21 protein-coding genes are annotated in these 21,717 nt (G+C 72.7%); 17 read left to right on the top strand and 4 right to left on the bottom strand.

The window, feature by feature from the left end:
* Positions 1-172: 172 nt before the first annotated feature.
* Positions 173-967, top strand: a complete 795-nt coding sequence (locus SYYSPA8_RS12275) for an alpha/beta fold hydrolase (protein WP_323447130.1) — start codon at positions 173-175, stop codon at positions 965-967.
* 36 nt (positions 968-1,003) lie between these two features.
* Here SYYSPA8_RS12275 and SYYSPA8_RS12280 read toward each other — a convergent pair whose 3' ends face one another.
* The gene (locus SYYSPA8_RS12280) at positions 1,004-1,624 is read right to left on the bottom strand and encodes an RICIN domain-containing protein (RefSeq protein WP_323447131.1); all 621 of its coding nucleotides are present in this window, start codon (positions 1,622-1,624) and stop codon (positions 1,004-1,006) included.
* Between the two features lie 103 nt (positions 1,625-1,727).
* Between SYYSPA8_RS12280 and SYYSPA8_RS12285 the strand changes: the two genes are divergently transcribed.
* Entirely contained in the window at positions 1,728-2,093 is a 366-nt protein-coding gene (locus SYYSPA8_RS12285; protein ID WP_323447132.1) for an iron chaperone, read from the top strand.
* Between the two features lie 54 nt (positions 2,094-2,147).
* Here the strand turns inward: SYYSPA8_RS12285 and SYYSPA8_RS12290 are convergent, their stop codons facing one another.
* Complete coding sequence (locus SYYSPA8_RS12290; protein ID WP_323447133.1) at positions 2,148-3,053, bottom strand: hypothetical protein; 906 nt, start codon at positions 3,051-3,053, stop codon at positions 2,148-2,150.
* A gap of 224 nt (positions 3,054-3,277) precedes the next feature.
* Here SYYSPA8_RS12290 and SYYSPA8_RS12295 point away from each other — a divergent pair, with 224 nt between their 5' ends.
* From SYYSPA8_RS12295 to SYYSPA8_RS12350, 12 genes are all read left to right on the top strand, one after another.
* The gene (locus SYYSPA8_RS12295; protein WP_323447134.1) at positions 3,278-4,573 is read left to right on the top strand and encodes a cytochrome P450 family protein; all 1,296 of its coding nucleotides are present in this window, start codon (positions 3,278-3,280) and stop codon (positions 4,571-4,573) included.
* A gap of 186 nt (positions 4,574-4,759) precedes the next feature.
* Complete coding sequence (locus SYYSPA8_RS12300) at positions 4,760-5,116, top strand: NADH-quinone oxidoreductase subunit A (RefSeq protein WP_323447135.1); 357 nt, start codon at positions 4,760-4,762, stop codon at positions 5,114-5,116.
* Positions 5,107-6,303: a hypothetical protein gene (locus SYYSPA8_RS12305; protein WP_323447136.1), complete on the top strand. Its 1,197-nt coding sequence runs from the start codon at positions 5,107-5,109 to the stop codon at positions 6,301-6,303. Before SYYSPA8_RS12300 ends, SYYSPA8_RS12305 begins: the two co-directional genes overlap by 10 nt.
* Entirely contained in the window at positions 6,296-7,183 is an 888-nt protein-coding gene (locus tag SYYSPA8_RS12310) for an NADH-quinone oxidoreductase subunit H (protein WP_323447137.1), read from the top strand. Before SYYSPA8_RS12305 ends, SYYSPA8_RS12310 begins: the two co-directional genes overlap by 8 nt.
* Positions 7,184-7,332: 149 nt before the next feature.
* Positions 7,333-7,839: an NADH-quinone oxidoreductase subunit J gene (locus SYYSPA8_RS12315; protein ID WP_323447388.1), complete on the top strand. Its 507-nt coding sequence runs from the start codon at positions 7,333-7,335 to the stop codon at positions 7,837-7,839.
* Positions 7,836-8,141, top strand: a complete 306-nt coding sequence (locus SYYSPA8_RS12320) for an NADH-quinone oxidoreductase subunit NuoK (RefSeq protein ID WP_323447138.1) — start codon at positions 7,836-7,838, stop codon at positions 8,139-8,141. The genes SYYSPA8_RS12315 and SYYSPA8_RS12320 overlap by 4 nt, the downstream gene beginning before the upstream one ends.
* Positions 8,138-10,006, top strand: coding sequence for a proton-conducting transporter transmembrane domain-containing protein (locus SYYSPA8_RS12325; protein ID WP_323447139.1), 1,869 nt, complete (start codon positions 8,138-8,140; stop codon positions 10,004-10,006). Before SYYSPA8_RS12320 ends, SYYSPA8_RS12325 begins: the two co-directional genes overlap by 4 nt.
* A gap of 5 nt (positions 10,007-10,011) precedes the next feature.
* A complete protein-coding gene (locus tag SYYSPA8_RS12330) occupies positions 10,012-11,553 on the top strand; it encodes a complex I subunit 4 family protein (protein ID WP_323447389.1) in 1,542 nt (513 codons plus the stop codon).
* 23 nt (positions 11,554-11,576) lie between these two features.
* Entirely contained in the window at positions 11,577-13,001 is a 1,425-nt protein-coding gene (locus SYYSPA8_RS12335; RefSeq protein ID WP_323447390.1) for an NADH-quinone oxidoreductase subunit N, read from the top strand.
* A 258-nt stretch (positions 13,002-13,259) separates the two neighbouring features.
* On the top strand, positions 13,260-14,417 hold the full coding sequence (locus SYYSPA8_RS12340) for an LLM class flavin-dependent oxidoreductase (protein WP_323447391.1): 1,158 nt from the start codon (positions 13,260-13,262) through the stop codon (positions 14,415-14,417).
* 1 nt (position 14,418) lies between these two features.
* Entirely contained in the window at positions 14,419-15,036 is a 618-nt protein-coding gene (locus SYYSPA8_RS12345; RefSeq protein WP_323447140.1) for an FMN reductase, read from the top strand.
* 134 nt (positions 15,037-15,170) lie between these two features.
* Entirely contained in the window at positions 15,171-15,707 is a 537-nt protein-coding gene (locus SYYSPA8_RS12350; RefSeq protein ID WP_323447141.1) for a hypothetical protein, read from the top strand.
* Positions 15,708-15,762: 55 nt separating this feature from the next.
* Here SYYSPA8_RS12350 and SYYSPA8_RS12355 read toward each other — a convergent pair whose 3' ends face one another.
* On the bottom strand, positions 15,763-17,193 hold the full coding sequence (locus SYYSPA8_RS12355) for a polysaccharide lyase 6 family protein (RefSeq protein WP_323447142.1): 1,431 nt from the start codon (positions 17,191-17,193) through the stop codon (positions 15,763-15,765).
* Between the two features lie 392 nt (positions 17,194-17,585).
* Here SYYSPA8_RS12355 and fabG point away from each other — a divergent pair, with 392 nt between their 5' ends.
* The gene (gene fabG, locus SYYSPA8_RS12360; protein ID WP_323447143.1) at positions 17,586-18,380 is read left to right on the top strand and encodes a 3-oxoacyl-ACP reductase FabG; all 795 of its coding nucleotides are present in this window, start codon (positions 17,586-17,588) and stop codon (positions 18,378-18,380) included.
* Positions 18,381-18,437: 57 nt separating this feature from the next.
* Here the strand turns inward: fabG and SYYSPA8_RS12365 are convergent, their stop codons facing one another.
* Positions 18,438-18,842: a hypothetical protein gene (locus tag SYYSPA8_RS12365; protein WP_323447144.1), complete on the bottom strand. Its 405-nt coding sequence runs from the start codon at positions 18,840-18,842 to the stop codon at positions 18,438-18,440.
* A gap of 457 nt (positions 18,843-19,299) precedes the next feature.
* Here SYYSPA8_RS12365 and SYYSPA8_RS12370 point away from each other — a divergent pair, with 457 nt between their 5' ends.
* Both SYYSPA8_RS12370 and SYYSPA8_RS12375 read left to right on the top strand, forming a co-directional pair.
* Complete coding sequence (locus SYYSPA8_RS12370; protein ID WP_323447145.1) at positions 19,300-20,016, top strand: SRPBCC family protein; 717 nt, start codon at positions 19,300-19,302, stop codon at positions 20,014-20,016.
* A gap of 121 nt (positions 20,017-20,137) precedes the next feature.
* Positions 20,138-21,661 (top strand): pentapeptide repeat-containing protein, encoded by a 1,524-nt coding sequence (locus SYYSPA8_RS12375; protein WP_323447146.1) that lies wholly within the window; start codon positions 20,138-20,140, stop codon positions 21,659-21,661.
* Positions 21,662-21,717 lie beyond the last annotated feature (56 nt).

Genomic DNA, 21,717 nt, shown 5'->3' on the forward strand with positions numbered 1-21,717 from the left:
GTGAGCGCTTCGGGCCGGGGAAGGACCGGCCGTGGACCTCTGCCCGGTGCGGAAGGACGCCGCGCGGGGCTGCCGATCGGGTTGTCTTCCGGCCGGTGCGCATTCGGGGCGCTCCCTGACGGTACATGAGCGGGGTGGACAGCGTGCCGACAGCCGAAGGGACCGTTCCGCCTTGACCTCTCCCACCCTGCCCGAAGCCACCTACGCCCGCACCCGGCTGGGCTCCGGCTCCGGACTCGTCCTGGCCCACGGCGCGGGCAGCAGTGTCGACAACACCTGGGGACCCCTCCTCGACGGGCTGACCGCGGGCCACACCGTCGTCGGCGTCGACTACCCGGGCAGCGGCGGCACCCCCCGCTCGCCGGGTCCCCTGTCCCTGGACGACCTGGCCGACCAGCTGGTCGCCGGCGCCGAGGCCGAGGGCCTGCGCACCTTCGCGCTCGCCGGCTACTCCCTCGGCGGCCTGGTGGCCATGCGGGCCGCGGCCCGCCACCCCGAACGCGTCACCGTGCTCGTCCTGACAGCCACGATGCCCTACCGGGACACCCCGCTGGCCCTGAAGACCTCCGTCTGGCGGCAGCTGGCCGAACTGGGCAACCGCAGGCTGCTCGCCGAGTTCCTGCTCCCCGTGGGCAGCAGTCCCCGGGCCCTGGACTCCTACACCGACGACCAGATCCGGGACGCCCTCGCCTTCGCGGGGGATTCCGCCGCCGACGGTACCCCGGAGCAGGCCGAGCTGGCCGGACGGGCCGACGTCCGCGGCGACCTCGCGTCGATCAAGGCGCCTACCCTGGTCATCTCCACCACCGCCGACCAACTGGTCCGCCCGGTTCTCCACCAGCAGCTGGTCACCGGCATCACCGGCGCCGAACGTGCCGAGATCGACGCCGGCCACCTGGTCATGGTGGAGCGGCCCCGCGAGTGGCTCCAGCTCATCACCGCGTTCCTCGACCGGCACCACGCCTGAGAAGCCGCAGGCGAGGGCACGGGCTGGGGGCTGCGGTCAGACCGGGATGAATTCGAAGGTGTCGTTGCGCGCCCCGGTGCCGGGGTTGCTGCAGGGGTGGGTGATCATGCCCACGCCGTCGCCGGTCCCGGCGTTGTGGACGTGCAGGCACAGGGGGCCGTTGTTTGTGGGCGGGTCGACGAAGGTCCTGATCTGCTTCCCTGCCCAGGGGTGCTCCCCGTTGAGGGAGTAGGCGAGCGACTTCCCGAGCCGGTCGCAGGTCGTCGTGCGGATCACGAGATCCCTGACGGGCATGCCCCAAAACCAGCTGCTCTCGCCCCAGCACTTGCCGGAGTCGGTGACGAAGGCGTAGTAGGCCGTTCCCTTGTGTTCGCCGTAGGACCACAGGCCGACGCGCTGGGAGGGGCGCCCGTCGCAGGGCTGCTGGTGGATGCCGACACCTTCGCCCGTGCTGTTCCCCGCCGGGCCGAGGCACTTGCCGGAGTGGACGGCGCGGATGTTGTAGACACCGACGAGTCCCTCCGCCGCGGCCGGTGCCGACGGCTGGGCGGGCGCGGTGGAGGCCGCGCTCGCGGAGGGCGTGGTACCGAGTCCGAGAAGGGCGAGGGCGGCCAGGGCGAGGCCGCCCCGGACCGCGCGCGAACGGGCAGAAGGCATGGGTTCACTCTCCTGAACCCGGGGACAGGCGTCCGACGCTGACCGGGGACGCCTCGGAGCTGTCGATACGGGCTTCCATCCGAATCCGGCATAACCTCGTCGAATGGTGCAGAGCAAGGCGAGCGACGTCGACGGCTACCTGAACGAACTTCCCGAGGAACGCAGGGTCCCGCTGGCCAGGCTGCGGCAGCTGTGCCGGGCGGAGCTGGTGGGCTTCGAGGAGGTCATGGCGTACGGGATGCCCGCGTACGAGCGGGACGGCGCCACGGAGATCGCGTTCGCCGCCCAGAAGCAGTACATCTCCTTCTACCTCATGCGCGGCGACGTCCGCGACGCGTTCGAGGAACGGCTGGCCGGCCAGGACATGGGCAAGGGCTGCCTGCGGTTCCGCAGACCGGAGAACATCGACTTCGACCTGGTGCGGGATCTGCTCAGGGCCACGGCGGCCCGGCCCGGCAGGATCTGCTGACACCGCCGGTCGCCGGTCGCCGGATGCCGGTCACCGGGTGCCGCCCCAGGCCGGTCAGGCGCAGCCGAATTCCTGCTTGGGCGCCGGCCACAGCTCGACGCCCTGCGGGGTGCGGATGTACACCCGGGAGGGGTCGGACGTACGGAACAGGGCCCGCTCGCCCTGCCGATAGCCGGTGTCACGGGCGTCGGGCGGCAGAACGGCATCCCCGTCGTACCGCGTGGAGAAATCCTCCGGCGGGAACACCCCCTCGGGATCGCGGACGTACATCCGCTTCTCCCGCCCCTCGGTGAGATGGAGGAAGTGCGCCGACTGCCAGTCGCAGTGCTCGGGCCCGGCCGAGCCGCTCATCCGGGTGACGGGGACCCGCCGGCCCCGGGCGTCGGTCCAGATCTCGTACCCCTGGGAGTCGGTGTAGCTCGCCGGCAGCTCGGCCGGGTCGCAGGAGGCGCTGGTCTCCGGGCCCCAGCCGGGACGGCCCGGCCGGTCCTCGGCGACGACCACCGCGACCTTGGTCTCGCCCCCCACATCGAAGGAGTACAGCACCCGGCCGCCTTCCTCGCGCTCCACGCGATAGCCGCTCCTCGGGACATCGGGCTGCTCGATGTCGAAATAGGCCCTCAGGCCCTCCTCCGGACTCGACCCGCCGTCCCCCTCGCTCCAGGGGTCGCTGTTCCCGCCGCCGTACATCTCCCCGTCGCACTCCAGTGCCCGCCCGGCGGAGCCGGAGGCGTCCCGGAGCCGCCGGGGGTCGTCCTCGTCGCCCCCGTCGGTCTCCTTGCCCGGGACGTCCAGCGGTCCGTCGTACGCCTTCGCCGGCGGAGTGCCCTCGATCACCGGCCCCCGCGCCGCGCTGTCCGTTCCGCCCCCGTCCCCTTCCCCGCCACCACCGCCGCATCCCGCGACCGCCGTCGTGACCGCGAGCGCTGCCGCCAGCGTGCCGATCAGACCCTTGCGCATGTGTCCGCCCCCAGGAGTTCCGTGTCCGTTACGTGCCCGTTCCGTGTCCGTGGTGGTCGGACGGACGAGCCGCCCCGCTGGTTCCCCTGGGGCGCCGGTGACGACGTCCCCGCGTCACATACATCCGTTTCGGGGGATTGACGTCCCCAGAGGGTGTGAAATGCGGACTTCGCGTGATGATGCCATCACTGAAACGAGTCATCGCCTGTTTGGAGCACCCCGACATGACCGTGCCGGAAGCGGACACCACCGAACCCACCGAACCCACCGAACCCGGCGCCGAACCCCTGGACCTGACCGATCCGGATCTGGTCCGTGACCCGTTCACCGCATACGGCCCCGTCCGTGAACGCGAGCGGATGGTGCGGGGAGCCGTCCCGGGCGTCGACCCCATGTGGGTGGCCACCCGCCACGACGACATCCGTACGATCATGAGCGACCCCCGCTTCACCATCGACGCGGCGACCGTCCCCGGCGGGTCGGTCGCCCACCGCACCGAACAGACCTGGCAGGCCCGCGGCATGTACCGGGGGCACGAGAAGTACCTGCGCGCCGGAATCTTCGACGCCGACGGCCCCGACCACCGCCGGCTGCGCGGCCTGGTCACCGCCGCCTTCTCCCCGCGCCGCGTGGCCGCGCTGCGCCCCAGGATCGAGACCATCGCCACCGGGCTGCTCGACCGCCTGCCGGACCACGCCGAGGACGGCGTGGTCGACCTGATCGAACACTTCGCCCGGCCGCTGCCCATCACCGTCATCTGCGAACTCATCGCCGTCCCCGAAGCCGACCGCGACCGCTGGCGGGCACGGAGCGCCACCCTGAGCGCCGGCGTCTGCGGTGACGAGCTGGGCGACGCGCTCGCCGGCATGGTCGAGGACGCCCACGCCCTTGTCGACCACCACGCCACCCACCCCGGCACCGACCTCATCTCCGAGCTGCTCGCGCCCCATCACCGCGACCGGCTGAGCACCGACGAACTCGTCGCACTCATCACCAACCTGGTCGTCGCCGGGCACATCACCACCGTCAACCTCATCGCCAACAGCACCGAAGCCCTCCTCGCCCACCCCGACCAGCTCGCTCTGCTGCGCGAGGACCCCGGTCTCATGCCGTACGCCGTCGATGAACTCATGCGCTACTGCGGCCCCGTCGTGCGCGCGCTGCCCCGCTACGCCATCTGCGACACCACCGTCGGCAGCACCCCGGTGTCCGCCGGGGAGGCCGTCCTGCCCATCGTGTCCGCGGCCAACCGCGACCCGGCCGTCTTCACCGACCCCGACCGTCTCGACCTCGAACGCACCCGCCGCGGCAGGGAACCCCACCTCGGGTTCGGGCACGGAGCCCACCGCTGCCTGGGCGCGCACCTCGCCCAGGAGGAGGCCGCCGTGGCCCTGGCCGCGCTGTTCAGCCGGGTACCGGACCTGGCGCTGGCCACCGATCCGCAGCATCTGCGGCGCGGCACCAACCCCGTCAACTGGCATCTCAAGGCCCTCCCGGTGCGCCTGCGACCCCGGTCCTGAGGTCCCCTGAGGTCCCATGAGGTCCACGGTCCCCCGGCCCGGGTCCCGGCCCGGGTCCCAGCCCTGTGAGCCGAGGGGGAGAAAGTGGTCCTCTGTCCCGTGTTGTACCCCGTCTCCCGGTGTGAGCGCTGAGACACTGCCTGCCGATGGCAGCCGGTGGCGGTCGCCCGCCGGGAAGGGGATTGCGTGGAAGCCGCGGCCTGGGAGCCGGTCGTCCTCCTGCTCGCGCTCGCCGTGGCGGGTGTCCTCCTGCTCCACTGCCTCGGGGCCGCCGTCCGCGCCGTCCGGGAGCCGCTGCGCACGGGCCCGTTCAGCGGTGGGCTCGCACCACGGGAACACGCGGTCTCCCGGTTCCACGTGCGCTGGTACCCGGTCACGATGGTCTTCCTCGCGTTCGACATGGAAATGCTCTTCATGTACCCGTGGACGAGGGTCGTCCCCGAGGTCGGCACCCCGGCCGTCGTGGAGATGTTCCTCTTCCTCGGTGTCCTGCTCGCCGGCGTCGGCTACGCCTGGCGCGAGGGGGCGTTCCGGTGGACCTGAGGGCACGGTTCACCAGGGTGGCGCTGGCCCGGCCGGCCGTACTGCTCACCACGAGTCCCGGCGCGACGCGCGAGCGGCTGGCCGTCGAGGCCGAACTCGGGCGCAGGGGCTGGCCGCGGGCCACCGGGCCCGCCTCGGCGGACCTGGTCGTCTTCGCGGGCGCCCCCCTTCCCGTACGGGACGACGACTGGGCGGAACGGGTGTGGGCGGGGGTGCCCGCCCCGAAGGCGCGCGTGACCGTGACGGACGCCGGGCAGGCCGCGCACGCGCTGGACCGCGCGCACGGCATGCTCCTCGCGCCGGCCGCCGTACACCCCGCCGATCACCACGGGACGGACCGGACGGACGGGCCGCACGAGCAGGGTGGTCGGCAGGACCACCACGGTGACCAAGGCCACCACGGCCACCACACGGGGCTCGTGGCCGGTCTCCCCCTCGCGGAAAGGGCCGACGACCGGGACGGCCTGCGGCTCGACCGGCTGCACCTGCCGCTCGGACCCGCGCTGCCGCACTGGCCCGCCGGACTCGTCCTGCGCCTGGAACTCCAGGGGGACGTGGTGCAAAGCGCCCGGGTCGACCCGGTGCCCGCGCCGGCCGCCTCCCGGCCCGCCTTCTGGAACGAACCGTGGCTCAGGGCCCTCGCCGGTGAGCCGGTGACGGTCGGCGAGGCCGCCCGCCGGCGGTGCGCGGCCCATCTCGACAGCCTCGGCAGATTCCTCGGCGTGACCGGCTGGAGCGACGCGGCGAACCGGGCCCGCCGGGCCCGCGACCGGACCCTGGACGACGCCCGCGCCGACGAACTGCGGCCCCTCGTCCGCCCTGTGGTCCGGCGCCTGCGCACGTCGCGGACCCTGCGCTGGCTGACGGCGGGCGTCGGCCAACTGCCCGGCGCAGGACCGGCCGGAGGGGACGTGCACAGCAGACTGACCGGCTGGCTGGACGGGATCGAACGCGCCCTCCACGAGATCGACGGGCACGCCCCGCTCGCCGCCCACCCCCACCCCCTGACCGGGCCCCGGGGCCGCGTCGACACCCGGACGCCGCCGTCCCGGGCGCTGCTCGCCGCCCTTCCCGCGCTCCTCGAAGGCGCCGAGTTCGCCTGTGCCCGGCTCATCGTGGCGAGCCTGGACCCCGATCTGGACGAGTCGGTCCCGCGGGGCGCACCGGAGGGCCGTGCCCATGGCTGAGCCGGCTCCGCTGTGGGCGGTACTCGTCCTGCCTCTCGCGCTGGCGCTGGTCGCGACGGCCCTGGCGGCCGCCGACGCGGGGTCCGCCGGGCCGGGCCGTGAGCTGCTGCGGCTGCTGGTGCAGCAGCGGCGGGTGACGACGGCGGCCGATGTCCCTCTCGTACGGCTGGGGACGGCGCTGCTCCCGGTCGCCGCCGTGCTCGCCGCCGCCGTCCTCCCCCTCGGCTTCCGGTCGGTGTCCGATCTGCCGGACGGGATCGTGTGGTTCAACGCCATGGAGGCGCTGGCCTGGGCGGCCGTGTGGCTGACGGGCTGGGGGCCGAACTCGGCGCTGTCGCTGATCGGCGGGTACCGCTTCCTCGCGCAGGGGCTGGCGTACGAGCTGCCCCACATGCTGGCGATCACGACGGCGGCGCTCGGCGCGGAGTCGTTGCGCGTGGGCGCGGTGGTGGAGGCGCAGGCCGGGCTCTGGTTCGCGGTGTGGATGCCGGTGGCGTTCGGGATCTACCTGCTGAGCGCGTTCGCCATGGCCTTCTGGGGGCCGTTCGACCAGCCCGCCGGGGCGGACGTGGCCGGCGGGGCCGCGGCCGAGCTGTCCGGGGTGGACCGGCTGGTGTTCCTCGGCGGGCGCCGGCTCCTGCTCGTGGTCGCCGCCGCCTTCTCCGTACCGCTGTTCCTGGGCGGCGGGCACGGTCCGCTCCTGCCCGGCTGGGCGTGGACGGTGGTCAAGACGGCCGCCGTCCTGGGTCTTCTGGTGTGGGTGCGGCGCCGGGTGCCGACCGTACGGATGGAGCGGTACATGGAGCTGGCCTGGGTGGTGCTGACACCTCTGGCGGTGGCGCAGGCGCTGGTCGTGGCCGTGGTGGTGCTCGCACGGTGAGCTTGATGAGCGCGGTGAGCGCGGGAAGTGCGGGAAGTGCGGGAAGTGCGGGAAGTGCGGTGAGTGCGGCGAGCACGGTCAGCGCGGGAAGTACGCCCGGCACGGCGGCGTTCTGGGTGCTCGCCGTTCTCGCGGTGGCGAGCGGAATCATGGTGTTCCGCTTCGACTCGATGGCGCGCGCGACCTTCTCGCTGCTCACCGCTCTGCTCTGTGTGGGCGGGGAACTGATCGTGCTCGGGCTCGACTACCTCGGCATCGTCACCGTGCTGATGATGACGATCGAGATGGCCGTCATGGCCGTCTTCATGATCATGTACATGATGAATCCGGCGGGTCTGATGCCGATGACGATGACGCACAACACGCGGGGAGCGGCCGTGATCTGCGCCGTGTCGTTCACGTCGCTCGTCGCCTGCGTCCTCCTCGTCCCCTGGCCGCGCCGGCGCGGCCGGCCCCCGGCCGACCCGACCATGGATCTCGGCCTCTCCCTGATGGGGACGCAGATGCTCACCATGATGACGCTGGGCATGGCCCTGTTCGCCACGATCGTCGCGTCCGTCGTGCTCTCCACGCGGCGCGGCCGGTACGACCGGTACGGCGACGATCTGCGGGCGGCCCGGCCCGACGACCCGGTGCGCGGGGGAGTGGGCCGGTGAACCTGGAGCTGTTCCTGATCACCGCCGCCGCGCTGTTCTGCGTCGGGCTGTTCGGCGCGCTGACCCAGCAGTCGATCGTCATGCTGATGATGGGCCTGGAACTGATGCTGGGCGGGGTGATCCTCGCCGCCGGAGCCGTCTGGCGCCACATCGCCCCCGCCACGGCCGACGGGCAGGTCCTGATCGTGGTCGCCATCACGGCCATGGCCGTGGAGATGGCGATCGGATTCGCCGTCGTGACCGCTCTGTTCCGGTCCCGCGGGATCGACCTGACCGACGAGGCGGCGGGCCTGAGGGAATGAGCCTCCTGCTGTGGTCGCTGATCGGCCTGCCCCTGGCGGCCGGCGCGCTGCTCGCCCTCGCGGGGCGGCGGGCGGACCGCTGGGCACCCCTGTGCGCGGTGGCCGTCGCGGCCGCCACCCTCGGGCTGGCCACCGCCGCCGCCCTGCGGCACCCGGCCGTCGAGGCGCCCCTGCTGGCCGGACTCCCCTTCCGGCTCGCGGTGGACGGCCTCTCCGGGGTCCTCGTCACCACCGTCACCGCCGTCACCCTCGCCGTCCTCCTCTTCAGCAGGGCGGAGTTCGGCGCGGACGAGGCACGGGCCCGCTTCTTCGGGCTGATGCTCCTCTTCGCGGGGAGCATGCTCGTCACCGTCACCGCCACCACCCTGCCGGCGCTCCTCATGGGCTGGGAGGTCATGGGCGCCACCTCCTGGGCGCTCATCGGGTACTGGTGGCGCGAGCCGGCCCGCACCGCCGCCGCCGACACCGCCTTCCTCACCACCCGTACCGCCGACCTCGGCCTGTACCTCGCCGCGGGCGCCGCCCTCGCGGCCGGACCCGGCACCCTCGCCCTCGACGGGCTCGCGCGGGCCGACGAGCCGTGGCTGTCGTTCGTGACGGCGGGTGTCCTGGTCGCGGCGCTCGGCAAGTCCGCGCAACTTCCCTTCAGCTTCTGGCTGTCGCGGGCCATGCAGGGGCCGAGCCCCGTGTCGGCGCTGCTGCACTCGGCGGCGATGGTCGTCGCGGGGGCGTATCTGCTGCTGCGGACGGGGCCGCTGCTGGACGCCTCCGGCTGGGGCGCGGAGGCGGCCGCGTGGGTGGGCGCGGCGACCGCCGTCGCCCTCGGTCTCGTCGCGGTGGCGCAGAACGACATCAAACAACTGCTCGCCGCTTCGACCTGCGCCCAGATCGGTTTCATGGTGCTCGCCGCCGGCGCCGGAGCGCTCACCGGCGGCACCTTGCAGCTGATGGCGCACGCCGCCGCGAAGAGCCTGCTGTTCCTCGTCGCGGGCGCCTGGCTCACGGCCTGGGGGACCCAGCGGCTGCCCGCGCTGCGCGGAGCGGCCCGTACCCACCCGGTGGTCGGTGCGCTGTGCACGGTGGGCGCCCTGTCGCTGGCCGGGCTGCCGCCGCTCTCCCTGTGGGCGGCGAAGGACGTCCTGCTCGCCGGGGCACTGGAGGACAGCGTCCGGCTGTACGGGGCCGGGCTCGCCGCGGCCGTGCTCTCCGCCGTCTACAGCGTCAAGATCCTCTGGTTTGTCTGGGACCGTCCGGAGCGCCGTCTGCGCGAGCAAGAGATTCCGGGCGGAGTCGTGGTGCCGCTCGCCCTGCTCGCCGCCGCCTGTGTCGCGCTGACCCCCGTGGCCTTCCCGCCCGTACGCGACGCCCTCACCCGCTATCTCGGCACGGGTGGCCAACCAGCGCCGCATTTGTGGGAGTTCGCCCTGTCCGGCGCTCTCGCGCTGGCGGCCGCCGCCGTGGCCTGGACCTGGGGCCGGACCCGGGGCGCCCGCCCGCTGCCGCTGCCGTCGCGGGTGGGACGCCCGGTACGGGAGTGGCTCGGCCTCGAACGCGCCGCCCACGCCCTGCTCGTCGCCCCCACGCTCGCGCTGGCCCGCACCGCCGCCGCGTTCGACGACAAGGTCCTCGACCGCGCCGTGGACGCCTTGGCCCGGGGCGCGCTCGGCCTCGCCCGATGGACGGACCGGTACGCCGAAGGGGCCGTCGACGGAGCCGTCCGGGGCGTCGCCACCGCCGCCCGCCGGCTCGGCCGATGGGCCCGCCGCCCCCAGACCGGCCAACTGCACCAGTACCTCGCCGAGGCCGTCGCCGCCTTCTCCGCCGTCGCCCTCGCCATCACCGTCGTGCTCGTCCTCGTGAGGTGACCCGCTTGCTCACCGCCCTCGTCTTCACCCCGACCGCGGTCGCCCTGCTCCTGCTCGCCCTGCCCGCCCGTACCCCGGTACAGGTGCCGCGCGCCGTCTGGGTGGCGACCACCGCCGTCGAACTCGCCCTGGTCACCGCCGTATGGGCCGGGTACGGAACGGGCGGCGGCATGCAGTACGAGGTGCGCGCCCGCTGGATCCCCACCGCCGGCGTCGGCTACCACATCGGCGTCGACGGCCTCTCCCTGCCGCTGCTCGCCCTCACCTGCGTCCTCTTCCTCGCCTGCGCGCTGTACTCGCTCCGCGAGAACCGCCGCTTCCCCCCGTACGCCGCGCTCTTCCTCTTCCTCCAGACCACCTGCCTGGGACTGTTCGTCTCCCTCGACCTGATCCTGTTCTTCGTCTTCTTCGACCTGTCGATCGTGGCGATGTACTTCGTCATCGCCGGCTGGGGCCACCGCGACGCCAAGGCGGCGGCCCTGAAGTTCTTCCTCTACACCTTCCTCGGATCGCTCGCGCTGCTCCTCGGCTTCATCGGCCTCTATCTCGCCGCCACCCCCCACACCTTCGACATGGTCGACCTGACCCGCCAGAACCCCCTCGCCGGCCGGTCCGCCCACGCCTCGCTCGTCCTGCTCGCCATCGTCGTCGGCCTCGCCGTCAAGACACCCACGATCCCGTTCCACACCTGGCTCCCACCCGCCCACACCGAGGCCCCGGCGGCCGGGTCGGCCATCCTCGCCGGAGTGCTCCTGAAGATGGGGACCTACGGCTTCCTCCGCATCGCGATGCCCATGCTTCCGGACGCGTGGCGGCGGTACGCGCTCGTCCTCGTCGTCGTCGGAGTCCTGTCCGTCCTCCACGGCGCGCTGGTGGCCCTCGCCCAGACCGACTTCAAGCGCATGATCGCGTACACCTCGGTCAACCACATGGGGTACATCGTCCTGGGCGTCGGAGCCGTCGCGGCCACCGCCGACACCTCCGCCCAGGCGCGCTCCCTCGCCGTCACCGGCTCGGTCACCCAGATGGTCAGCCACGGACTCATCACCGGCGCGCTGTTCCTCCTCGCCGGTGTGCTGTATGAACGCGGGCGGACCCACGACATGGGCGCGTACGGCGGGATCGCCGCGACCGCCCCCGTGTTCGCGGCCCTGACCGGCGCGGCGGCCTTCGCGTCGCTCGGGCTCCCCGGGTTCTCCGGCTTCATCGCGGAGTTCCAGATCTTCACCGGCGCGCTCGGGCCGCAGCCGCTGGCCACCGCGCTGTCCGTGCTCGGCATCCTGCTCACGGCCGGGCTGTTCCTGCGCGCGCTGCGGACCATCCTGATGGGGCCGCTGCGGCTGCCGAACGCCTCCGGCACGTCGCACCCGTCCCTTACACCGCACCCGTCCCGTACGCAGCGCGCGTTCCCGGACCTGCGCGCGCACGAGTACGCGGGCGTCGTCCCCCTCCTCGTACTCGCCGTGCTCCTGGGGCTCGCGCCCCGCTTCCTCCTCGACGTCGTCGAACCGGCCGCGCGCACGATCCTGGAACAGCTCGCCCGATGACCGCACTCATCGGCACGAACGTCATGACGGACATGAACGAGAACCCGCTCGACATCCTCCCCGAGCTGCTTCTCGCGGCGTCGGCCGTCCTCGGACTCCTCCTCGGCGCCTGGCTGCCGCGCCACCGGCAGTGGCTCGTGGGACTCCTCGCGGCGGTCGCGGCCTGCGCCGGCCTCGTGGCGGCGGCCCTCGCGGCCGCCCGGCCCGATGTGACCGCGTTCGGCGGGGCGTTCACCGCCGACCCGGTCACGAGCACGTCCCGCCTCGTCGTCCTCGGCACCCTCCTGCTCGTCCTCGCCCTCGCCGCCGGACCGTTCCACGCCCATCCGCGCGAAGCCGAGTTCTCCGTCCTCCTCCAGCTCTCCGCCCTCGGGGCGCTCCTGCTGGCCGGCACCCAGGACCTGCTGCTGCTCGCCGCCGCGTACCTGCTCGCGAGCATCCCCGCCTACGCGCTCGCGGGCTTCCGCAAGGACGGCCCCGGCACCGAGGCCGCGCTCAAGTACTACGTACTCGGCGCGCTGCTCGGCGTCCTCATGCTGGCCGGAATCACCGTGCTGTACGCGGCGGGGCGGGCCACCGGCTATCCGCTCCTCGGCCCCGCGCTGCCCGAGGCCCCGGACGTGCTCGTCGCGGTCGGTGCCGTCGGGCTGCTCGCCGGCGTGCTGTTCAAGGCCGGCGCCGTCCCCGCCCACTTCTGGGTGCCGGACGCCGTCCAGGGCAGCACCTCTCCGGTCGCCGCGTTCCTGACGACCATCCCGAAGATCGGTGCGCTGGCGGCGCTGCTGCGGCTCGGCGAGGTACTCCTCGCCGGCAGCGGAATGCCGTGGGCGGCCGTGCTCTCCGTGGTGGCCGCGGCCTCGATGACGCTGGGAAATCTCGCGGCCTTCTTCCAGGACGACGTCAAACGGCTCCTCGCGTACTCGGCCGTCGGCCAGGTCGGCTATCTGCTGCTGCCCATCACCGTGGCCGGCCGGTCGGACCTCGCCCAGGAGGCCCTGCTGTACTACCTGGCCGCCTACTCCGTCACCAACCTCGGGGCATTCGCCGTGGTGTGCGCCCTTCCCCGCGCCACCCGGACCGGCGACTACCGGGGTCTGGCCCGCCGGCGCCCGCTCCTGGCCGCGAGCCTGGTCATCTGCCTCCTGGGACTGGTGGGCACACCCCCGACCGGCGTGTTCGTCGGCAAGCTCACAGCGTTCAGCGCCGCACTCGACGGCGGGTACGCCTGGCTCGCGGTGCTGGCCGCCGTCAACACCGTCGCCTCCCTCTTCTACTACCTGCGCTGGATCGTGCCCGCCGTGTCGAGCGGCGGGCACGAAGACGGGTCCACGGCTCCCGGCACCCGCCCGGCGCGGGCCGTCGCCTACACGGCCGCCGCGATCTCCGTGGGGCTCGGCCCGGCCGCGGGGCTCGTCCTCCCGGCGCTGAGCGGCTCCCTCACCGCGTAGTTCCCGTGGAGCGGTTCAACTCCGCCCTGCGGGGTACTCGGCAGGTGAGCTATGAGGCTGGTGTGGCAGGGGTTGCCGGCAGAGGTTGCTCCCTTCCCACTCTTCGGGGCTGCCTCGGTAGCCACCTTGGTAGCCACTTTGGTAGCCGAGCGCACTGCGCCGTATGCGCGAAGTAGCCAGTGGCCGGTTCTCGCGGGGGCGAGGGCGAACGGACAGGCGCGTCACCCCGGCAAGGAGAGTGGCAGCGAGATGAGTGGTATGCAGTTCGGCATCTTCACCGTCGGTGACGTGACGGCCGACCCGACCACGGGCCGTACACCGACCGAGGCGGAACGTATTCGGGACACCGTGGCCATCGCCCTGAAGGCCGAGGAGGTCGGCCTGGACGTCTTCGCCACGGGCGAGCACCACAACCCGCCCTTCGTGCCGTCGTCACCGACGACACTGCTCGGCTTCATCGCCGCGATGACGGAGCGGATCATCCTCTCCACCTCGACCACGCTGATCACCACCAACGATCCCGTCAAGATCGCCGAGGACTTCAGCGTGCTCCAGCACCTGGCCGGCGGACGGACCGACGTGATGCTGGGCAGGGGGAACACCGGACCGGTGTACCCGTGGTTCGGCCAGGACATCCGGCAGGCGATCCCCCTCACCGTCGAGCACTACGGGCTGCTGCGCCGGCTGTGGCGGGAGGAGGTGGTCGACTGGGAGGGCAAGCTGCGCGGCCCGCTCCAGAGCTTCACCCTGGCCCCCCGCCCGCTGGACGGCATTCCGCCCTTCGTGTGGCACGGCTCCATCCGCACCCCCGAGATAGCGGAGCTGGCGGCCTACTACGGGGACGGGTTCTTCGCCAACCACATCTTCTGGCCCGCCTCCCACACCCGCACGATGGTCGAGCTGTACCGGAAGCGCTTCGAGCACTACGGGCACGGCGCCCCCGAGGCCGCGATCGTCGGCCTGGGCGGGCAGGTCTTCGTCCGCCCCAGCAGCCAGGACGCGGTCAGGGACTTCCGGCCCTACTTCGACAACGCGCCGGTCTACGGGCACGGGCCGTCGCTGGAGGAGTTCACCTCGCTCACGCCCCTGACGGTCGGGTCGCCCCAGCAGGTGATCGAGAAGACCCTGGGCTTCCGCGAGTACGCCGGGGACTACCAGCGGCAGCTCTTCCTCGTGGACCACGCCGGACTGCCGCTCAAGACGGTGCTGGAGCAGCTGGACCTGCTGGGCGAGGAGGTCGTGCCCGTACTCCGCAAGGAGTTCGCCGTCGGCCGGTCCCCCGGCGCTCCCGACGCCCCCACCCATCGGTCGATGCTCCGGGCACGCGAGGCGGGGGCCGGGCCGGGGGAGGGCGGGGGCCCGGAACAGGGCCCGGACGAGGCCCCCGACGGGGGCACGCCGAGAGGAGCCGGCTGAGATGACGACCACGATCGCGATCATCACCGGCGGGTTGCGGGAACCCTCCTCGACACGGCTGCTGGCCGACCGGCTGGAGGCCTCCGTACGTACGCGACTCACCGCCGCCGGGGACATGGTCGATTCCTCGTTCGTCGAACTGCGCCCACTGGGACGCGCGATCATCGACGCGATGCTGAGCGGATTCCCCACCGAGCCCCTGGAGGAGGCGTACGGCACGGTCGGCGGCGCCGACGGCGTCATCGCGGTCACCCCGGCGTTCAACGCCTCCTTCAGCGGCCTGTTCAAGTCGTTCTTCGACGTACTGCCGGAGGACACCCTCGCGGACATGCCCGTCCTCATCGGCGCGACCGGCGGCACCGAACGGCACTCCCTCGTCCTCGAACACGCGCTGCGGCCGATGTTCTCCTATCTGCACGCCATCGTGTCCCCCCGGGGCGTCTACGCGGCCACCGACGACTTCGGCACCCGCGACAGCGGCGCGGCCCTGGGCGAGCGCATCGACCGGGCCGCGGCCGACTACGCCCGCCTGGTCCAGGGCTGCGGCCCCCGCATCCGGCGCGACTCCCTCACGGAGGAAGTCGCCGCGATGGAACGGCTTCTCCAGGGCGACCCCTGACGGCACGCCGCCGCACCCGTGGAATCCGGGCGGTGCGGCGGCGGGGGAACAGCGACGGGGGAATGACGGCGGGGAATGACGGGGAATACAGTGATCCCCGCCGGGCTCCCGGCCACCCGCCGCACGGAGGCACGATGTCCGACACCCCGACCCCGCAGACCCCTGACATCCCCGGCCCCGCCACCCCGGGCCCCGACGCCCTCGCCACCCCGGGCCCCGACGCTCCCGCCGCCCCCGACGCTTCCGCCGCCCTCGACGCCTTCGACGCCCTCGACCCGGACCGGATCGTCGCCGAGCGGTACGTGACCGTCCGCGCCGCGGGGCAGGAACTGTCGGTCTCCTTTGACCCCTTCGGCTCCCACGGGTCCGCCGACCGCGAGACCGTCGTCCGGCTGCTGCCGCGTGCCCGGGCCCTGCTCGCCGATTTCGCCGCCGTCCGCGAGCGCGCCACGGAGTATCTGTGGGAGTGGGGCGCGGACGGGGAATCGACGGAGGAGGAGAGGGCCGCGTTCCGCAGGGAGATGGTCCCCACCACCCTCACGGTCACCGAGGGAGCCGGGACCGAGGTCCACTTCGAGAACGCCGGCGAGGACTACCTGCTCGACGGCTACTGGCCGGTGGTCCACCACGACGCCGACATGAACCCCGTCCGGGTCACCGTCGAGGCATGACGCCCCGGTGCCCCCGGTACGGGCCGCCGTGCGCCGGCCCGTGCCGGAGGGTGGCTCACGCGGCGTTCGGGCCCACGTCGGCGCCGGTCAGAGGGGCGCGTACGGGCGCGGCCGTCGCGTACTGGTCCGCGCCGATGTCGCGGCGGCTGCCGCGCGGGTGACCGTCCACGTCGTCGTTCACGGGGTGGCTCGTCGGCACGGCCACGCCGATGGCCGGGCTGCCCGACGACAGCCGGAAGACCCCGTCGGCGCCCTGCTGGAGACGCGGGTCGGCCCGTACGAAGCCGCCCGCGGGGATGGTGCCGTCGGCCGCCCTGCCCCACAGCAGATTCCCCTGCCAGGTGAAGCCGGTGTTCCGTCCCAGCGCGACCAGGCTGCCGGCGTCGGCGACCAGGAGGTTGTTGCTGACGACCACGTCCCGGGGCTCGTGGGCGCGGTCCTCGCCCACGAGGGTACGGGCGTTGCCGACCAGGGTGTTGTGCGTGATCAGCGCCCGGTCGCAGGCGTCGTTGCCCCGCCGCTGCGGCAGGGGCTCGCCCGGGACGTGGTCGCGGGCCGTCCCGCTGCCGATCACCAGGGCGCGGCCGGAGAGCCCGGCCAGGTGGTTGTTGACGACCACATGGTCGTTCCCGTAGACGCGGATGCCTTCGGTGCCGCCGATGAGGTGGTTGCCCTCCACGACCGAGCCGTTGCCGTGCCGCAGCACGATGCCTCCCGCGCTGTCGCGGAGGGTGTTGTAGCGGATGACGTTCTTCGAGGACTTCACCGAGATGGCCTCGGCGTCCCCGTCGCACCGCTCGAACAGGTTGTACTCCACCCGCGCCCCGGCGGCGGTGAGCGCCCGCTCGGCTACGCCGAGCCGGATGGACTCGCCGCCGTTGTCGCCGGTGTAGGTGTGGCGGGCGAAGTGGTTGCGGAAGATGTGCAGGTCCTGGGCCATGTCCTCCCGGCCGGGGCCGTCGGCGACGAGGAACACGCCCTGGGTGGCGCGGTCGTGGAAGTAGTTGCGGTCGACCTTGACCCCGTTGCCCTCCACCACGACCCAGTGGACGCCGGTGATGTCGGCGAGCCCGAAGTCGTTGCGGGTGAGCCGGATGCCGGAGCAGTCGGCCGGGATCAGCAGGGTCTCGCGCTGGCGGAAGGCGAAACCACTGAGGGTGATGTTGCTGGAGTTGCTGAGGACGAAGCTCCGCTCGCCCTGGAGCACCGCGCCGCCCCGGCTCTGGGAGCTGATGGTGATGTGCGCGGCGCCGGTGCCGTGCCGGCCCGAGATCCGGAGGGAGCCGCCCGCCGGGACGGTGTAGGTGCCGTCGGCCAGGACGATCCGGTCGCCGGGCGCGGCACGGTCGATCTCCCGCTGGAGGTCGGCGAGGGAACCGACGGTCACCGTGGCGGCGGACGCGGCGGTCGTGGTCAGGGCGGCGACGGGCGCGGCGGCGAAGGCCGCGCCGAGGAGGGTGCCGGTGAGGAAGGTACGTCGCTGCATGGTGCCTCTTGTTCTCGTGGACCTCTGGTGCGCGGCGTCCTGTGTCATGACCCCATGACCCGGATGCCGAGCAGGAGATGTCGGGGGACATCCGGTCCATGATCGCTGAAAAGTGAACGAGAGATTCCGCAGGAGATCCGGTGTGACCCGACCGACACCGACCGACACCGACCGACACCGAGCGACGCACCTGCCGCACCTGCCGCGTTCGCCGCGTTCGCCGGGCCCGCGCCCCTCGGTTCGTGAAGTGCTCCAGGGCGTGGGCCGTTGGCCGGAGACCGTCGACAACCGGCCGCCCGCGTACGGATCGCCCACCCCGGGCGACGCGCTCCGCTAGGGTGCCTCCGCCGCCGGCGCTCCGGCCGGCGCGCACCGAACGAGGAGCACGACGTATGACGTTCACACGCTGGGAGGGCCGGTCCGTCATCGTGACCGGCGGGACCCGGGGCATCGGACACGGGATCGCGGAACTCTTCGCCCGCCAGGGCGCGAACGTGCTGCTCACCGGCCGGAACGGAGAGACGGCACGGGCCGCGGCCGACGGGCTCGCCCGCAGCGCGGGCGGCGGACGGGTCACGGGGATGGGCGTGGATCTGCGGGAGCCGGAGGCCATCGAGGCGATGGCGGCCGAGGCCGTACGCCTGTACGGAGGGATCGACGTCCTCTGTGCCAACGCCGGGATCTTCCCGGAGAAGCCCCTGCGGGAGATGACCGCCGCCGACGTGGACGAGGTGCTGTCCGTCAACCTGCGGGGCAGCATCCTCGCGGTACGGGCCTGTCTGCCGGCGATGGAAAGCGCCGGCCGTGGCCGGATCGTGCTCACCTCCTCGATCACCGGGCCCGTCACCGGTTACACGGGCTGGTCCCACTACGGCGCGAGCAAGGCCGGCCAGTTGGGCTTCCTGCGCGGCGCCGCGCTGGAGACGGCCCCGTACGGCATCACCGTCAACGCCGTCCTGCCCGGCAATGTGCGCACGGAGGGACTGGTCGACCTCGGCGAGGAGTACCTGAGCGGTATGACGGCCGCGATTCCGCTGGGCCGGCTGGGCGACACCGCGGACATCGCGCACGCGGTGCTCTTCCTCGCCTCCGACGAGGCCGCGTTCATCACCGGCCAGACGCTGACGGTCGACGGCGGCCAGACAGTGCCCGAGTCCCTGGACGCCCTGGCGCCGCCGCGCTCCTGACCGATCCGCCACCCGGGCCGGGCCGGGCCGGCTCGGGCTGAGTCGGCCCGGCCCGGGTCACAGGTTCTGGACGAGGCCGATGCCGAGGGCGATGAGCGCCGCGGCGATGAGGACGGCGCCGGCCCGGGTGAGGTGGGTGCCGGGGGAGGGCCGCCCTTCGGTGCCGAGGGCGAGGTGCAGGAAGAAGCCGCCGGACTGGGCGAGCACTCCGGCCAGCAGCAGGATGCCGAAGAGCCAGTCGGCGCCGGAGGAGAATTCCGCGCGGGGCAGATAGAGGAAGTAGACGAGGGAGAGGACCAGCAGCACCCCGGCGTGGGCGTGCCCCGCGCGGAAGAACCGCTCGCGCAGCGGTGTGAGCGTGCCGTGCCGGGTGGTGATGAGCTGAAGCAGCGCGTGGCCGCCGAATTCCACGGTGACCAGCGAGAAGACGGCGATGATCGGCAGGAGTTCGGACGCTTCCACAGCGAGGGGTCGCCTTCGGCCGTGTCGGGCGGGGGACGGTCGCACGATACGACGGCGCCCGCCGGTCGTCCGCCGGCGGCGGCCCGGCCCGGCGGAGGTTCACCCGCATGCGGGGTACGGGGCCACTGGCCACCGGAGCTGACCGCGTATCAGGACCCGGGCGCCGGCCGGTCGTCCGGGGCGGGCCCGCCGCCTCCCCCGCCCTGCGGGTCTGTGGGTTACAGCATCACGAAACTGTTAGAGGCTATCGCGAAGCGTGTTGACCTCTCACTCTCGCTGGCGTTATAACTAGTCACGAGTGAAAGAGCCCCTATCGCCGGTCCCGGTGGCGCACGGATGGCCCGGACGCGCCACCCGCGCACGTCACCGAACGCGAGGAACTCCGGGGCGCGGGACTGCCGAAGGACATGCACGCCGCGTCCACACGCCCATCGACCCACAGCACAGGGGGAACACCATGCCCGGCATCCGCAGCACCGGCATTGCCAGCACCGGCGTCCGCAGCACCGGCATTGCCAGCACCGGCGTCCGCAGCACCGGTATTCGCGCCGCCCTTTTCACCGTCCCGCTCATCGCCGGCCTCCTCGGCACCACCGCCGCGCCGGCCGGAGCCACGCCGGCCGGAGCCCCGCCGTCCCCTCCCGGCGCGTCCTCCCTGACCTGCCGTGGCGAAGGCGTCGCCCCGGACGCGCTCGTCCGCCACCGGGCCTCCACCGTCGTCCGGGCGCCGCTGCGCACCCTGTGGAAGCTCCAGACCGACGTGGAGCGCTGGCCGGCCTGGCAGGCGCCCGTCACGACCGTGGACCGCCTCGACCACGGCCCCTTCCGGAAGGGCTCCGCGTTCCGCTGGACGACCCCGGTGCCGCCGAACCCCGTGACTCCCGCGACCGACCTGGAGATCACCTCCACCGTCGAACAGCTCAAGCACCACTCCTGCATCCGCTGGACCGGCCCCGCGATCGGGGCGGGGCTGCGTATCGACGGTGTTCACGTATGGACCTTCACCAAGGTCAGGGGCGGTGTCCTGGTGAGCACCGAGGAGACCCACACCGGCCCCCAGGTCGACGCGAACGTCCCCGTCGCGACCGAGATCCTCCGCCAGGGCCTCGAAGGGTGGCTGCGCGACCTGAAGACCACCGCCGAGGCCCGCGCCGCCCACGACCGGCGGCACTGAACCAGAAGCCGATCCCGTTTCGTGCGACGGCGTTTCGTGCGAGGGGGGTTCGTGCGACGACGGTGCGGGTATTCGTGCGGATCCGCAACCGGCGGTGTCCCCCCGGCTGTCCTCAGAGAACGTGAGACCATCTCCCTTCCGGCGCCGGGGCGAGCGGCGGGGCCTGCGCCTGTGGCCCGTCGGCCCCGTTCTCGCCCTGAGCTTCGTCGCCGCCGTCCTCGTCGCCGCCTCGGTGTTCGCCGCCGCATGGTCACTGCTCGGCGTACAGGGGGTGAAGGCCGAGGCCCGTATCGATTCCAGAACCCTTTTCGACCTAGTGAAGCTGTCCTTCGGGGTGGTTGCCGGCGCCGGTGCCCTGGTCGCCCTCGTGGTCGCCTACCGGCGCCAGCGGGTCGATGAGGACGGCGCCCTGCGGGAGGCGATCCGCCTGCACACCGAGCGCTTCAGCAGCGCCGTCGGGCAACTCGGCGACGCCTCCGTGGCGGTCCGCCTCGGCGGCGTCCACGCCCTGGCCGGCCTCGCCGACGACGCGCCCACCCGCGCCCTGCGCCAGACCTGTCTCGACGTGCTGTGCGCGTATCTGCGCCTGCCCTGGACCGCCGAGGCCGACCTCGCCGCCGACGACAGGGACGGCCGGCACACCTTTCTCGCCCTGCGGGAGGTCCGGCACACCGTCATCCGTCTCATCCGCGACCACCTGCGACTGGAATCGGACCATCCGCACTCCTGGCAGGGCCACGACCTCGACTTCACGGGGGTCGCCTTCGACGGCGGGGACTTCAGCGGAGCCGTGTTCTCCGGGGGCACGGTCACTTTCCGGAACGCGGAGTTCCATGGCGGCACGGTCATGTTCACGAAGGCGGTGTTCCGCGGCGGAAGCGTTGATTTCACGAAGGCGGTGTTCTCGGGCGGGCGGGTCGACTTCGAGGGGACGGTGTTCTCGGGTGGCTCGGTCTCCTTCAGGGGAGCGGTCTTCTCGGGCGGTATGGTCCACTTCACGGGGGCGGAGATGTCGGCCGCCGCGGTCGTCTTCCAGGGCGCGGTGTTCTCGGGCGGCAGCGTCCATTTCATGGATGTCCGGTTCTCGGGTGCCGCCGTCAGCTTCGTCGGTGCGGAGTTCTGCGGCGGTCAAGTCGACTTCGGCAAGGCGGGTTTCTCCGGAGGGACGGTGAACTTCACCGGGTCGGCGTTCTCGGCCGGCGAGGTCGGCTTCTGGGGCACGGAGTTCTCCGGAGGGACGGTCCACTTCACGGGCTCGACGTTCTCCGGCGCCATGCTCCGCTTCAGGCGGGCGGAGTTCACCGACGGCAGAGTGAACTTCACGGGATCGGAGTTCTCGGGCAGCAGGGCTGACTTCGTGGGATCCTCCTTCTCGGGCGGAACGGTGAACTTCACCGGATTGACGTTCTCCAGCGGTATGTTGAGCTTCGTGGAGTCGGCCTTCTCCGCAGGCGAGGTGAATTTCACGGGAACGCGGTTCCGGGGCGGTCTGGTCGACTTCGGGGGCGCGGATTTCTCCGGGGGAACAGTGAACTTCACCGGGGCGACGGCCGAGCGGGGCGGCACCGTGGACCTCGCGGCCGCGTCCGGCCGGGTTCCGGAGCCACCGGGGCCTGCCTCACCTCCTCCGAACTGGACCAGGTGACCGCTCCCGCGAACCGGGGCACGGCGGCTGGACGACCCGCCACCCGCGCCCCACAC

Origin of the sequence: Streptomyces yaizuensis (assembly GCF_034961445.1) — a bacterium.
Lineage (GTDB): Bacteria > Actinomycetota > Actinomycetes > Streptomycetales > Streptomycetaceae > Streptomyces > Streptomyces yaizuensis.